The sequence below is a fragment of the Mycobacterium sp. 852002-51613_SCH5001154 genome (assembly GCF_001667425.1).
Classification (GTDB): Bacteria; Actinomycetota; Actinomycetes; order Mycobacteriales; family Mycobacteriaceae; genus Mycobacterium.
Genome location: NZ_LZII01000056.1, coordinates 72,152 through 85,627, shown reverse-complemented (window position 1 = coordinate 85,627; position 13,476 = coordinate 72,152). Strand labels below are relative to the sequence as shown.

Here is a 13,476-nt window from a genome sequence, read left to right as displayed (position 1 = left end):
CCGGGGGACTGGAATTCAAACAGTAATATCAACTGTTGCCATCCCCACACGGGGGACCCAACTCTGGGCGGAGCGTCGCGCATTGACCGAAACGAATTTCGTGCCGGATGACGTTGATTCAGCGGCGCAGACGCCGTACTTCCAGCGCGACGAAACCCGTTTCGTGCCAAATCCGATCGGGCGCGGTGGGTGGGGCCCCTCGCTCAGCGGGCACGTGGTTGGCGGACTGCTGGGTTGGGCCGTTGAACGCGCGGTCGACGACCCACAACTGCAACCCGCGCGGCTGACCGTCGACCTTCCCGCACCGGCCGCGCTGGAACCCATCGAGGTGCACACCACCGTGCACCACGATCGTCGGCGGCTACGCCTCGTCGAGGCGGTCCTCACCCAGCGTGGTGTCCCCGTGGCGCGGGGGAGCGCCTTGTTCCTACGGCGCGGCCCTCAGCCGGAGGGGCAGGTGTGGTCGCCGAATCTGCAGATGCCGCCGCTACCCATCGAGGACGGCGCGCAACCCACGCTGTTCATGCGCACCTATGGCTGGGGCACCGAACTGCAGAATCGCGATCCCGAATGGGTTGACACCTCCGGTCCGAAATACACCTGGCTCTATGAGACACGCTGCCTCATCGACGGCGAACCGCTCAGTGCCTTCACCCGCGCGGCCATGGCGGCCGATATCACGGCGTCCCTTGCCAACTGGGGCACGAACGGTCTGCAATTCATCAACGCCGACTACACGCTCACGTTGAGCCGGCTGCCCGAAGGGCCCCATATCGGCATGGCGTCGTTGACGCATTACAGCCATGAGGGCGTGGCCACGGGGTCGGCCGTGCTCGTCGACCGCAAGGGGCCCATCGGCAGTGCTGTGTCGGTCGCGATAGCCCACTCGGGATTCCGCCCGACGCAGGTCAATCCGACGAACGAATGAGCATCGGGAGCGACGCCACCTACTGGACGCTGATTGCCGACGCGGCGCAGGCCTCGCCGCGGCCGCTGCTCGCCGATGACATGGGGCGCAGCCTGACCACCCGTGAGTTCCACGATGCCGCCTGCGCGACCGCCGCCGCGTTCACCGAACGCGGGATTCGCGCGGGAACCGTCGTGTCCTGGCAGCTGCCGACCACGCTCGAGACCATGGTCGTCATGGCGGCGCTGGCCCGGATCGGCGCGGTGCAAAATCCCATCATCCCGATACTGCGAGAGCACGAGGTCGGCTTCATCACCGAGCAGCTGTCCTCGGAATACCTTGTGGTGCCCAAACTTTGGCGCGGATTCGAGTACGGCGCGCTGGCGCGGAACCTGGCCGCGACGCGGGGCTTCGAAGTCATCACCGTTGACTTGGCGACGCCGCCGGACGACGGCAAGCTGCGGCTGCCCCGCGCTGCCACGGACGCGCTCGGGCCGCCGCCGGCGTCCGCCCGCGACGCGCGCTGGGTCTATTACTCGTCGGGAACCACCGCGGCGCCCAAAGGAATCCGCCATACCGACGCATCGGTGATCGCCGGCGCATCAGGACTGGTCAGCGCGATCGGCATCACCGGCAGCGACGTCGATCCCATCGCCTTTCCGGTCGCGCACATCGGCGGGGCGGTCATGCTGGCCGCCGCGCTGCGAACCGGCATGCGGCTGGCGCTCTTTGAGGTATTCGACCCGGCGACGACACCGTTTTCCATCGCGGAGCACAAACCGACTTTCCTCGGCACGGCAACCCCGTTCTTCGTCGGATTCCTCGAGGCCCAACGAGCCCATGGCGACCAGCCGCTGTTTCCCTTCCTCCGCGGCTGCCTGGCCGGCGGCGCGCCGATCACGGCCGAACTGGGCCGCCAAATCCGCGAGGCCTTCGGCCTGCCCGGCATCGCCAACGCGTGGGGGCTCACCGAATTCCCGGTGGCGGCTTCACCATCGCTGAGCGCCGCGCCCGAGTCGCTCGACCACACTGTCGGCGCGCCGACGGCGGGAGTCAGTGTCCGGGTGGTCGGCGGCGACGAAGCCGAACTGCCCGTCGGGCAGGAAGGTGAGCTGCGCCTCAAGGGACCGCAGTGCTTTCTCGGGTACGCGGACGCCACGCTCGACGCCGACGCGTTCGACCAGGACGGCTGGCTCCGCACAGGCGATCTCGGGCTGGTCGACGAGGACGGCAACGTCCGCGTGACCGGGCGCATCAAGGATGCGATCATCCGCAACGCGGAGAACGTGTCGGCCCTCGAAGTCGAGAATGTGCTGGCCACCCATCCCGCGGTCGCCGACGTCGCGGTCATCGGGGTCCCCGACCCACGCACCGGTGAGCGCGTATGCGCGGTGGTGGTGCCGGCGTCGGCTGAGGGCCTGTCGTTGGAATCGCTGGTGCGGCACTGCCATTCACGCGGACTGAGCCGCTACAAACATCCCGAGCGCCTCGTGATCGTCGATGCGCTGCCGCGCAATCAATTCGGCAAGGTGGTCAAGAAAGAGCTTCGCGAGGCCTTCGGCTGATCATCGAGACAGTCACGAGAAAAGTTGAGGGTGCGGTCGTCGAGCGACTAAAGCCCTTTGGGCGCATCCCGGACGGCCTGTACCGCGGATGCGTCGCCGTCGAACTCCACTCGAGCGGAGCGCCCGACCGCGAACAGCAGCAGCTCCTCAGGTGCACCGGTCACCGTGACCGCCGGGCCTCGGCCCGCAGTCAGCAGCGTCTTGCCCTCCGGGGTGCGCAACGCCACCCGGCCCGGCACCTTGGCGAGCGTGACCCGGGCCATCAGCGGCAGGGTGCGGCGCAGCCTGGCGGCCAGGGCGGGCTCCAGCTCGCGCGGGTTCCAGCCCGGCTGGGCGCGGCGCACGTCCTCGTGATGGATGAACATCTCGGCGACGTTGGCCACCGCGTCGAGCAGCTTGAGCGGTGAGTACACCGGCGGGCCGGACGCGACCTTGTCCACCAGCTCGCCCCACTCGGTCTCGGCCGTCTGGTCCTGGACCTTCTCGGTGTGCTGGGCGAAGAAGGGGATGACGATGCCCGGAGCGGCGTCGGGCCGGTACTCGCGGATGACGAGGTGGGCGGCGAGGTCCCGCGTCTTCCACCCTTCGCAGAGGGTGGGCGCATCGGGTCCCACGCCGCGCAGAGTGTCGACAAGGGCGGCTCGTTCGCGTTGAGCAACAGACATCTGTTCAGCGTAGGCCCGACGTGATCGCTACGGGCGAACCCCCGGACACGAGCGCTTCGCACCTCGGTAAATTTGAAACGTCATGTCCTGGGAGAAATGTAGGGAATGTCGATGAACGCGCGTGTCGAGCAGTTGGAGTTTCAGGCAGAGGCCCGACAGTTGCTGGACCTGATGGTCCACTCCGTCTATTCCAATAAGGATTCGTTTCTGCGGGAGTTGATCTCGAACGCCTCCGACGCATTGGACAAGCTCCGGCTGGAAGCCTTCCGGAACAAGGACCTCGACGTGGACACCTCCGACCTGCACATCGAGGTCGAGGTGGACAAGGACGCACGCACGCTGACCATCCGTGACAACGGCATCGGTATGACGCGGGACGAGGTCGTCGGTCTGATCGGCACCCTGGCCAAGTCGGGCACCGCGGAACTGCGCCAGCAGTTGAGGGAGGCAAAGGACGCCAAGAACGAGGCCGCCTCGGAGGAACTGATCGGTCAGTTCGGCATCGGTTTCTACTCGAGCTTCATGGTCGCCGACAAGGTCGAGCTGCTCACCCGCAAGGCCGGCGAGAGCGAAGCGACCCGATGGGAGTCGAGCGGCGAGGGCACCTACACCATCGAAGCCGTCGAGAGCGCTCCGCAGGGAACGTCGGTCACGCTGCACCTCAAGCCCGAGGACGCCGAGGACGAGCTGCACGACTACACCTCGGAGTGGAAGATCCGGGGCCTGGTGAAGAAGTACTCCGACTTCATCGCCTGGCCGATCCGGATGGAGGTCGAACGGCGGATCCAGGTTCCTGTCGAGGAAGGCTCGGAAGAGACCCGCGAAGAGGTCGTCATCGATACCGAGACCCTCAACTCGATGAAGGCGCTTTGGGCGCGGCCCAAGGAAGAGGTCTCCGAGGAGGAATACCAGGAGTTCTACAAGCACATCGCGCACGCCTGGGATGACCCGCTCGAAATCATCGCGATGAAGGCCGAGGGCACCTTCGAATACCAGGCCTTGCTCTTCATCCCGTCCCACGCGCCGTTCGACCTGTTCAACCGCGACGCTCAGACCGGGATTCAGCTGTACGTCAAGCGGGTGTTCATCATGGGCGATTGCGACCAGCTCATGCCCGAATACCTGCGCTTCGTCAAGGGCGTCGTCGACGCCCAGGACATGTCGCTCAACGTGTCGCGCGAAATCCTGCAGCAGGACCGGCAGATCAAGGCGATTCGCCGGCGCCTCACCAAGAAGGTCCTCTCCACCATCAAGGAACTGCAGTCCGACCGGCCGGACGACTACCGCAACTTCTGGACCCAGTTCGGCAGAGTCGTCAAAGAGGGGCTGCTGTCGGACTTCGACAACCGGGACACCCTGTTGCAAATATCCTCGTTCGCCTCGACGCACAGCGAGGAGGAGGCCACCACCCTCGCCGAGTACGTGGAGCGCATGAAGGACGGCCAAGAGCAGATCTTCTTCGCCACGGGGGAGACGCGGCAACAGATCCTGAAATCGCCGCACCTCGAGGCGTTCAAAGCCAAGGGTTACGAGGTCCTACTGCTCACCGACCCGGTCGACGAAGTCTGGGTGGGAACCGTGACCGAGTTCGACGGCAAGCCGCTGCAGTCGGTCGCCAAGGGCGAGGTGGACCTCAGCTCCGAAGGCGACGAGAGCGAGGCGGAGCGCGAGGAGCAGCAGAAGGAATTCGCCGACTTGCTGACCTGGATGAAGGAGACGTTGAGCGAGCACGTCAGGGAGGTACGGCTTTCCAGCCGCCTGACGGACTCGCCGGCCTGCCTGATCACCGACGCGTTCGGAATCACCCCCGCCCTCGCCCGGCTCTACCGTGCGTCCGGGCAGGACATCCCGGTCGGCAAGCGGATCCTCGAACTCAACCCCAACCATCCCCTGGTGACCGGGCTGCGCGAGGCGCAAAAGAAGGCTGACGGCGACGTCGCACTTGCTGAGGTCGCCGAGACCGCCGAATTGCTTTACGGCACAGCACTTCTCGCCGAAGGCGGCGCGCTCGACGATCCGGCGAGGTTCGCCGAGCTGCTGGCTGACCGCTTGACCCGCACCGTGTAGTCCGGGATTTGCCAGATCCGCGAGAACACCGTTCGCTGTCGGCTTTGTCGGCAAATGGGCGATTAGCTCGATTGAAAAGCCGCTGGCAGGGATAATCACATCCCATGGCTGAGTTTCGCGTCATCGACCCACGTGGGCGGGTCATCGCGACGAAGGATTTTGCCAGCGCGGAGTCCGCGCACGCCTGGTTCACCCACTCGATTGGCGGCAGTACCGAGCTGGGTTGGCGCATGGAGGTCAACGACGACGGGCAGTGGGCCCACTTCGACGACACCCAAGGCTTTACCGCTCCAGTGAGCCACCGTCCCCCGAGACGCTGAGCACGCGGGCGTCAGCCGCCGATGACAAAGCAGCGGCCGCTGACGCTGCTGAGCAACACCTCTTGCACCGCCGCCGGCGCGACGCTGGGGAACCCGAACCGATGCACTTGTTGGTCGGCGGCGATGTCGGCGTCCTGGGATTCGTTGGTCCCATCCTTCTTGCGCACCAGCGCCGTGATCTTGGCCTGCTGGGACGGGTCTTTCGGGTCACGGAAGTACCACACCTCGATCCCGGCACCTGAGGAGTCGGCGCGCCACCCGTCGGCGTAGTAGCACGCCGGATTTCCCTCGGCATCCGGCGGCGGTGGCGGACATATCGATAACCCGACGCACGCCGGCGTGCTGGTGGTCGCGGGCGGGGCGACCGCTCTAGATGCGCTCGAGCTCGGAGTCGTCGACGACGTTGTCGCGCCCGAACCCGAGGCGTTGGGCGGTGCGGCGTGCTGCGACCCGCACGCCAGGAGACCGGCCCAGGCGATCGAGATGATGGCGAGCCTTCGCGCCGTGGGCACGGACGTCGAGCGCCGCAGCGTCAGTGGCAGACTTCGCACGCGATGCCGTCGCCGTCACGATCGAGCGGCGCCCGGTATCCCGGCTGCCCCGCGTAGATCGGGGCGGCGCCGGCGGCGCACGCCGCTTTGCAGTTCGGGTAGTAAACGCTGCCACCCGTCGTCGGTGAGGTCGTCGTCGTGGTTGTCGTCGTCGACGGGGCGGCCAGGGCCGGGGGAGCCAGGGCAATTCCCACTGCGATTGCTCCGGCCATGACCCATCCACGAAGCATGTTCGAAATCCTCCTATTAGCGATACCGATGTGGTTGCTGTTGTCTACAGAGCTAACACTGTGAACCGGCCGCCCAGCAAGAGGTGGATATCGGCGGCGCGGTTGTCCCGCGGCCCGCACAGCGCTCGGCCCCACGTAGGCTCCGAGGAATGCACGTCGACGCGATGACGGTCCCTCAGCCGCTACACCAGATCGGCGACTTGGCCCGGCGCACGCAATCGGCCGGATTCTCCGGTTTGCTGTTCACCGAGACGGGGCGCACGGCCTACCTCAACGCCGCCGTGGCGTCGCAGGCCGCTCCGGGCCTCGCGTTGTCCACGGGCGTGGCGGTGGCGTTCCCGCGCAGCCCCTTCGTCACGGCAGCCACGGCGTGGGAGCTTCAGGAAGCGACCGGCGGAAACTTCCGGCTGGGCCTGGGCACCCAGGTGCGCACCCACGTCGTCCGGCGCTACGGCGTGGCGTTCGAGCGGCCCGGCCCCCGGCTGCGCGACTACTTGTTCGCCGTCAAGGCGTGCTTCGCGGCGTTTAGATCCGGGACGCTCGAGCACCACGGCGATTTCTATGACCTCGACTTCATCACCCCGCAATGGAGCCCGGGTCCGATCGAGGCGCCCGATCCGAAAGTCGATATCGCAGCGGTCAATCCGTGGATGCTGCGGATGGCGGGCGAAGTGGCCGATGGGGTGCACGTGCACCCGATCGGCGAGCCCGGCTACATCGCCCGTCACGTCCTGCCGAACGTCGCCGACGGAGCGGCGAAGGCGGGACGCTCGCCGTCGGACCTCGCCGTGATCGTCCCGGTGATGACCATCGTCGGCGACGGCGACGAAGAGCTCCACAAGCAACGCGAAGTGGTGCGAGCCAGCATGGCCTTCTACGGCAGCACACCGAATTACGCGTTCATCTGGGACCAGGCCGGGTTCGAGGGCACGACCGCCCGGATTCGCGAGAAGCAGAAGGCCGGGGACTTCGCGGGGATGGCGGCCCAGGTCAGCGACGAGCACATCGCGGTCTTTGCCACCGAGTCGTCGTGGGACGGGTTGGCGGACGCGCTGAAGGAGAAATATGCCGGAATGGCCACGCGGCTCGTGCTTTACAACGCCGTGGGTGATCCGGAGCGTTTCGAGCGGTACGGCGAGGTGGCCCGTCGGATACGACAAGCGGTCAGTGACTGAGCTGTATTGCCTTGACCACCAATAGCAATGCGCCGAGGATCAGGTAGCCCCGCAGTGCGATCATCCCGAGACGGGTGCCCGGTGACCAGGTGACCGGCTCCAGCAGGGTCAGTGGTGGCATGCGCCAGGTATTGCGGTCCACTCCGCGTGCCGGCAGTGGTGCCGGGGGCGCCGCGGGTTGCCGCCGGGCCATCCAGCGGAGCGCGGGTACAGCCCCAGCGGCGAGGACGATCAGGACCAGGGCCAGGTAGCCGGCCACCGCGAGGACATCGAGTTGGGGGAACAGGGTGGTGGCCATCAGGATTCCGGACAGCAGCAGCAGCGTGCCGACGATCAACCCGGCAACCCCGTTGAGCCACGGGCGATTGACCCACGGCCCCAACACTTCCCGATCGTTGCACAGCAGCAGCAGAAAGACGCTGGCACTGGGCAGGAGTAGGCCGGCAAGGGCCTGAACGGCGGTGGTGATCAGACCCAGCGGAGCACCCGGTATCAGAACGACGGCCGCGGCCACCGCCACCATGGCGGTGTAGGAGAGGTAAAACTGCTTGGCATCGGCGAATCCGCGGTGCAGCGAGTGCTTCAGGCCGAACACGTCACCGAAGGCGTAACTGGTGGCCAGCGTCACCGCGGCGGCGCCGATGATCGAGGCGTCCATCAGGACGATCGCAAAGATCCAGCCCAGCGTCCCCCGATGTTCCCCAAGGAGGTGGGCGGTGGCGCCGGCGTCGATGAAACCGCCGATGGTGTTGGTGGAACGTGCCGCCCATTCGCCGGTCATCACCAGCGCGGCCGCGCCGATGACGACGACGAAGGCGCCCAGCACGGTATCGGCGCGTTCGTAGCCGATGAAACGCGGGGTGATGCGCTTGTCGACAACGTTGGACTGCTGGAAAAACAGCTGCCAGGGCGCCACGGTGGTGCCCACGATGGCGATGATGAGCAGCACCGCGTCCGAGCTCACGCCGCCCGAAATACGCGGTATCACGAAGGATTTCGCCGCCTGGGCCCACTGCGGGTGAGACATCAGCAGCATCGGGATCTGTAGCAGGGTGACGGCGATGAAGACGAACATGGCGCGCTCCCAGCGCCGGAAGCTTCCGCTTGCCATGATCGCGACCAGTGCCACCGCCGACACCGGCACCACCACGTATTTGGAGACGCCGATGTACTCGGCGGCCAGGCTGATACCGATGAACTCGGTGACGATCGTCAAGAAGTTCAGCAAGAACAGGTCGCCCACCGAGAACCAGCCCCAGCCGCGGCCGAAGCGCTCGTTGATCAACCGCGCGTGTCCGACGCCCGTGACCGCCCCGAGCCGAACCACCATTTCCTGGTTGACGATCAGCACGGGTATCAACAGCAGTAGCACCCACAGCAGGGAGTAGCCGTAGTTCTGCCCGGCCTGGGCGTAGGTGGCCACGCCGCCGGCGTCGTTGTCGCCGACCATCACGATGATTCCCGGACCGACGATCGCCAGCAGGGTCAGCAACCGTGTCTTCCACGTGCGTGCGTGCTCGGTTTCGCCGACGCTGATCCGTCCGAACGCGCCCTCGATATCGCCCAGGTGCGCGGTGTCGAGCACCGCGCTGTGGGCCGTCTCTTCGCGACCTGACGTCACGGCCCGTTACCTCCCGGCACGCGCGCATTGGGGTCACCGGGTTGGGCGAGCTCGCGGACGGGGCGCGGAGCGGGCTCACGCCGGCGCCAGTCTTCAGGGATCGTCGCCTCGAGTACGTCGTCGACGGTGACCACCCCGAGCACGCGGTCCTGTTCGTCTACCACCGGGATGGAGTAGAGGTTGAAGTCGGCCATCAATAGCGCGACGTCCGTCAGGTCGGCATCGGCGGTGACCCGCACCGGGTCCGAATCCATTAGCCGCTCAAGGGTTTCACCGGACGGGGCCTGCAACAGCGTGATCACCGAGACCACGCCGTCGAGCCGTCCCTCCCCGTCGAGCACATGCAGTTTGATAAGCGCCTCCGGCTGTATGGCGCTGGCGGTGGTGATCACGCCCAACGCCTCGGCCGCCGTCGTGGTGGCGGCGGCCGATACGAAGTCGACGTTCATCAGCCCGCCGGCGCTTTCGGGATTGAAGCCCATCAAGGTGATGACCTTGGTGCGTTGCGGGCCCGGCATCATGTCCAGCACCCGCCGGCGCCGCGACTGGCGCAGGTCGGCGATCGCGTCCGCGGCATCGTCGGCGCGCATCCGGCCCAGCAGCGCGGCGACCTCGTTGTCGGGCATGCCGTCGAGGAGTCGGCTGGCCTTTTCCGGCTCCAGTTCTTCGAACACGTCGGCTTCCAGTTCGGGATCGCTGCGCACCCGGTCGAGGATCTCGCCGCCCTCGGCCTTGTCCGCCTCCTCGAGAAGGTCGGCGATCTCGGCGGCTTTGAACTCGCCGAACCGGTCCGACAGGCGCCGCACCGCGTCGGAACGTGCGTCGCCGATCAGCGGTTCGAACGCCTTCCAATCCCGAGCAGCGTGCCCACCGGACTGCTTGATCAGCCCGAACAATCGTGGTGGCCGTCGGGTGTCCACGCGCGTCAGCATCCATCCGCCGCCGATGTCTTCCAGCTCCACGTCGTAGGCGCGTATCAGCTCCACGTTGGCCACGTCGATCAACCGGTGGCCCAACACATCGGCGCGCAACAGCACCTCGCCGTCGCGGCGCTCGAAGCCGCGAAGGTCAACCTTGTTCTTGGTCAACAGAACTCGGTCCGCGGTGTACTCGTCGATGGACTTGTCGCCGATGAACACACGCCGACCGCCGACCCCGGCAACGATCCCGGTCACCAGTGGATACTCGTCGGCGCCCCGCAGCCGGACGATCACGTCTTCGACCCGGCCGACGGTTTCCCCGGCGCGGGCCAGCACCGGCGCGCGCAGCAATTGCGAAAGGTGAATCACCGGCCGCTCCTCGCTGCGTTGGGCCGCCCCCGTCTCCGATGCGCTCATTCGCTCCTCCTCGACACCCCGCGACCGACCCTTCGAGCAGACTGCACGAAACCGGCCCGCGACATTGTGTGCAGCTACGGCTTACCGCCAGGATCGGTGGTGGCGCAAGTGGCGTCGCTTGACCGGCCGCAAGATCGTACGCCGCGGTCCCGGCGAGTAGCTACCGCCGGGAGGTAAACGGCGGGCGGCCAGTGAGGTCCTATTGCTTGCCGACTTTCCCGGCGATCTGATTGGCGAGGCTGACGCCAAGGTCGCCCGCGTCCTTGCGGCACGCGTCGACGTCGATGACGACGTTGTTGCGGACGGTCAGCGCCCGCTGGCAGGGCACGGTGACATTCACGCCGTTTCGGTTGACGGTCAGGGTCACGGTTTCGCTCAGAACCCCGTTGGCGTTGGCGACCGGTCCCACCTTCCACTGAAGTTCGGGATGGGTGTCATCGGCGGGTACGGTGTCCGACCGGTTGGCGCACGCGGGCCATTGCTGCGACGAGGTGGTGAAAAACGCGTTCGCTTGGTCGGGCGACGGGAACAACACGACAAACTGATACACGTCAGGGCTTTCCAGGTCATTCGCACCCGGGGGAGCGGGTGCAAGGTCGTGGTAGCCGTAAACCGCCGTGTAACCGCTGTCCGCATAAACGGGTTCCAGAGCCGCGTGGATGGCGTACTTGCATTCGGCGGGAAGGGTGTAATTGGTGCGCTTTACGGTGTCTTCTTCCAGCGCGGTTTTCGGTGGGTCACTCGATGTTCCGGTGACGCCCAGCGCGGTGTCGATTTCGCTCGGGCTGAGCATCAGGTCGGGCAGCTGGGCCTTCGTCAGGGGAGCATTGGACGACAACGCCCTGGTGCTGGTGATGGCGGATGACGAGGCAGCGCCGCCGCCGTCATTGTTGCCGCAGCCGGCGACCAGCATTCCAATGGCCGCACTAGCAAGCGCCTTGGTCAGCTGGCGCATATCGAGTGCCTTCCTACTTGATTCGGCTATCAAGCATTCGCGCACCCCCCGCGCGTCGTCCTATTCAGCACTTATTCGCGAACGAAGCGTACGACAGCTGCCGGTTGTCTTGGGCAAGTTCAGTGCCGAACGCTATCTTCGCGGTATGACCGCAGTCGACTTCACATCGGTAGCGCCGATCGTCCCGGTCCTAAATTTGGACGCCGCCCTGGATCGCTATCGACGACTCGGCTTCGATGCGCGCCGATACGACGGACCGGATCGTTACGGCTTCGTCGAACGTGGATCAGTGTCGATCCACCTCACCGAATGGGATGAGCACGACCCGCTGCGCACCGCCGCCAGCGTGTACCTCTACGTCAGCGATGCCGATGCCATCTATGCGGAGTGGGCGGCACTGGAAGGCCTCGATGGCCGCCTGATCCCACCGCAGGACACGCCCTATGGCTTGCGCGAATTCGCCTATGTCGATCCGGACGGCACGGCGCACCGAGTCGGCTCGCGCGGCCGATCAGGCTGATACCGCAGGCTTTTCGTCGGCTGGCGGGGCGCCGGTGGCCTGGCTGTGCGCCAGCGCGATCACCGCCGCGGCCATGACGGTGACCGATACCCCGAGCGCGACTAGGCCGACGTCGTTGGTTCGCAGCGTCTCGCCCAGCACGGTGACACCGAGCACCGATCCGACGACCGGCTCGGCGACGGTGACCGCAGGAAGCGATGCGGTGAGCGGGCCGGCCCGAAACGCCGATTGTTCCCAGGCCGTGGCCGCGATCGCCACCACCACCCACACGTACAGCTCGGGTATGCGCAGCAACGCCGGGATGCCGTGGTCGAGTTGGTCGACCACGCCCTTGGTCAACACCGAAAACAATCCCCACAGCGAGCCGGACATCAGGCCCAGCAACAGCGCGCCGACCCCGCCCGGGAACATGCGCGCGCCCGCGACGCACAGGATCAGCGCGGGGCCCATGACCAACGCCACGATGGTCCACGTATGCACCGACCCTCGCGGCGTTCCCTCCTGCGGGTCGCCGACCGTCACCACCACCGCAACCGCGGCTGCCAGCAATACGGCCCAAATCCCTTGCCGCACAGTGATTCTCCGGTGGTTCGCTCGCGCGCTGATGAGCAGCGCGAACAGCAGCGACGTCACCAACAGGGCCTGTACGAGCACCACCGAACCCAGGCCCAGCGCGGCGGCCTGAAACCCGAATCCCGCGCCGGCCACCAGACTGCCCGTCCACCATTGGCGATCGCGAAGCAACCGGCGAAATAGCGCGAGGGTGCCAACCGGTTTGTCGGTGACCTGCTGGGCGGATCGCTGCTGGATGACGTCTCCGATGCCAACCATCAGGGCGGCGGCGACCGCGAGAACCGCTGCGATATCTGTCTTGCCCAAGCGGCCCTCCCGTGTGACTTGCGACCCTAGACTTCTGGACGGTACGCGGCCGACGGTAGCGGAAGTTTTCCCGTTGAACTTTAGGAGGCTGAATGGACAACACGACCTCCGGGCTCGGCGTGATGGCTACCGAGGCGCTCGACCTACTCATCGATGCCGTCGACCACATTTCACCGGACAGCTGGGACCAGCCATCCAATCTCGAGGGGTGGAGCCTGCGCGAGCTGGTGGGTCACGTCACCGGCAGCGCAGCGAAAGTCGTGACCCTCGTGGAGGACGGCGAGATCTGGGGAGGTCCCTCGCAGCCTTCCGACTGGATGTGCGACGACCCGGCGGCGCGCCTTCGTGAGCTGGCGACGCGGCTACGAGACGCCCTGCCGGAAGCCGACTTCGACGGGATGCGGACATCGCCGGAAGGTGAGGTTCCGTTGCATCGGGCGCTGACCTATCCCGTCTCGGACTTGGCCATGCACGCCTGGGACATCCATCGCTCACAAGGGCGGCTGATCGAGCTGCCCGAGGACCTGCTCGCGCTGGGCCGTGGGCTGGTGGAATCGGCCCCGGAACAGATGTTGCGGCGACCAGGTGGCTTCGGTCCGGCCCAAGCCGCGCCGGCGGATGCGACGCCGACGGCCCGGCTCATGGCGTTCCTCGGGCGTTCGGTCGACCGCAGCGGATGACGGG

The 13,476-nt window shown here is 66.4% G+C and carries 14 protein-coding genes; 7 read left to right on the top strand and 7 right to left on the bottom strand.

Annotated features, from left to right (window positions below):
• The first annotated feature begins 82 nt into the window (after positions 1-82).
• Together A5750_RS15825 and A5750_RS15820 are read left to right on the top strand one after the other, a co-directional pair.
• Positions 83-928 carry an acyl-CoA thioesterase domain-containing protein gene (locus A5750_RS15825; RefSeq protein WP_066956965.1) on the top strand — a complete coding sequence of 282 codons (846 nt, stop codon included), beginning with the start codon at positions 83-85 and terminating at the stop codon, positions 926-928.
• The gene (locus tag A5750_RS15820; RefSeq protein ID WP_066956962.1) at positions 925-2,472 is read left to right on the top strand and encodes a class I adenylate-forming enzyme family protein; all 1,548 of its coding nucleotides are present in this window, start codon (positions 925-927) and stop codon (positions 2,470-2,472) included. Before A5750_RS15825 ends, A5750_RS15820 begins: the two co-directional genes overlap by 4 nt.
• 47 nt (positions 2,473-2,519) lie before the next feature.
• Here A5750_RS15820 and A5750_RS15815 read toward each other — a convergent pair whose 3' ends face one another.
• On the bottom strand, positions 2,520-3,137 hold the full coding sequence (locus tag A5750_RS15815) for a TIGR03085 family metal-binding protein (protein WP_066956959.1): 618 nt from the start codon (positions 3,135-3,137) through the stop codon (positions 2,520-2,522).
• 111 nt (positions 3,138-3,248) lie between these two features.
• On the opposite strand from A5750_RS15815, the gene htpG reads away from it, so the two are divergent.
• Both htpG and A5750_RS15805 read left to right on the top strand, forming a co-directional pair.
• Positions 3,249-5,204: a molecular chaperone HtpG gene (gene htpG, locus A5750_RS15810; protein ID WP_067264162.1), complete on the top strand. Its 1,956-nt coding sequence runs from the start codon at positions 3,249-3,251 to the stop codon at positions 5,202-5,204.
• 104 nt (positions 5,205-5,308) lie between these two features.
• Positions 5,309-5,524 (top strand): hypothetical protein, encoded by a 216-nt coding sequence (locus A5750_RS15805; RefSeq protein ID WP_066956957.1) that lies wholly within the window; start codon positions 5,309-5,311, stop codon positions 5,522-5,524.
• 11 nt (positions 5,525-5,535) lie between these two features.
• Here the strand turns inward: A5750_RS15805 and A5750_RS15800 are convergent, their stop codons facing one another.
• Together A5750_RS15800 and A5750_RS26640 are read right to left on the bottom strand one after the other, a co-directional pair.
• Positions 5,536-6,075: a hypothetical protein gene (locus A5750_RS15800; RefSeq protein WP_231989225.1), complete on the bottom strand. Its 540-nt coding sequence runs from the start codon at positions 6,073-6,075 to the stop codon at positions 5,536-5,538.
• Positions 6,057-6,287 carry an excalibur calcium-binding domain-containing protein gene (locus A5750_RS26640; RefSeq protein WP_066956952.1) on the bottom strand — a complete coding sequence of 77 codons (231 nt, stop codon included), beginning with the start codon at positions 6,285-6,287 and terminating at the stop codon, positions 6,057-6,059. The genes A5750_RS15800 and A5750_RS26640 overlap by 19 nt, the downstream gene beginning before the upstream one ends.
• A gap of 167 nt (positions 6,288-6,454) precedes the next feature.
• On the opposite strand from A5750_RS26640, the gene A5750_RS15790 reads away from it, so the two are divergent.
• The gene (locus A5750_RS15790) at positions 6,455-7,480 is read left to right on the top strand and encodes a TIGR03617 family F420-dependent LLM class oxidoreductase (protein WP_067264011.1); all 1,026 of its coding nucleotides are present in this window, start codon (positions 6,455-6,457) and stop codon (positions 7,478-7,480) included.
• Here A5750_RS15790 and A5750_RS15785 read toward each other — a convergent pair.
• From A5750_RS15785 to A5750_RS15775, 3 genes are all read right to left on the bottom strand, one after another.
• The gene (locus tag A5750_RS15785) at positions 7,470-9,101 is read right to left on the bottom strand and encodes an Nramp family divalent metal transporter (protein WP_066956947.1); all 1,632 of its coding nucleotides are present in this window, start codon (positions 9,099-9,101) and stop codon (positions 7,470-7,472) included. The genes A5750_RS15790 and A5750_RS15785 overlap by 11 nt on opposite strands.
• Positions 9,098-10,438 carry a magnesium transporter MgtE N-terminal domain-containing protein gene (locus tag A5750_RS15780; protein ID WP_066956944.1) on the bottom strand — a complete coding sequence of 447 codons (1,341 nt, stop codon included), beginning with the start codon at positions 10,436-10,438 and terminating at the stop codon, positions 9,098-9,100. The genes A5750_RS15785 and A5750_RS15780 overlap by 4 nt, the downstream gene beginning before the upstream one ends.
• Before the next feature lie 199 nt (positions 10,439-10,637).
• Positions 10,638-11,393: a sensor domain-containing protein gene (locus A5750_RS15775; RefSeq protein ID WP_066956940.1), complete on the bottom strand. Its 756-nt coding sequence runs from the start codon at positions 11,391-11,393 to the stop codon at positions 10,638-10,640.
• 145 nt (positions 11,394-11,538) lie between these two features.
• On the opposite strand from A5750_RS15775, the gene A5750_RS15770 reads away from it, so the two are divergent.
• Positions 11,539-11,913, top strand: a complete 375-nt coding sequence (locus A5750_RS15770; RefSeq protein ID WP_066957013.1) for a VOC family protein — start codon at positions 11,539-11,541, stop codon at positions 11,911-11,913.
• Here the strand turns inward: A5750_RS15770 and A5750_RS15765 are convergent.
• Positions 11,905-12,792 carry a DMT family transporter gene (locus tag A5750_RS15765; protein WP_066956937.1) on the bottom strand — a complete coding sequence of 296 codons (888 nt, stop codon included), beginning with the start codon at positions 12,790-12,792 and terminating at the stop codon, positions 11,905-11,907. The two genes, A5750_RS15770 and A5750_RS15765, sit on opposite strands and share 9 nt — an antisense overlap.
• 92 nt (positions 12,793-12,884) lie before the next feature.
• Here A5750_RS15765 and A5750_RS15760 point away from each other — a divergent pair, with 92 nt between their 5' ends.
• Complete coding sequence (locus A5750_RS15760) at positions 12,885-13,472, top strand: TIGR03086 family metal-binding protein (protein WP_067264008.1); 588 nt, start codon at positions 12,885-12,887, stop codon at positions 13,470-13,472.
• Positions 13,473-13,476: the final 4 nt, after the last annotated feature.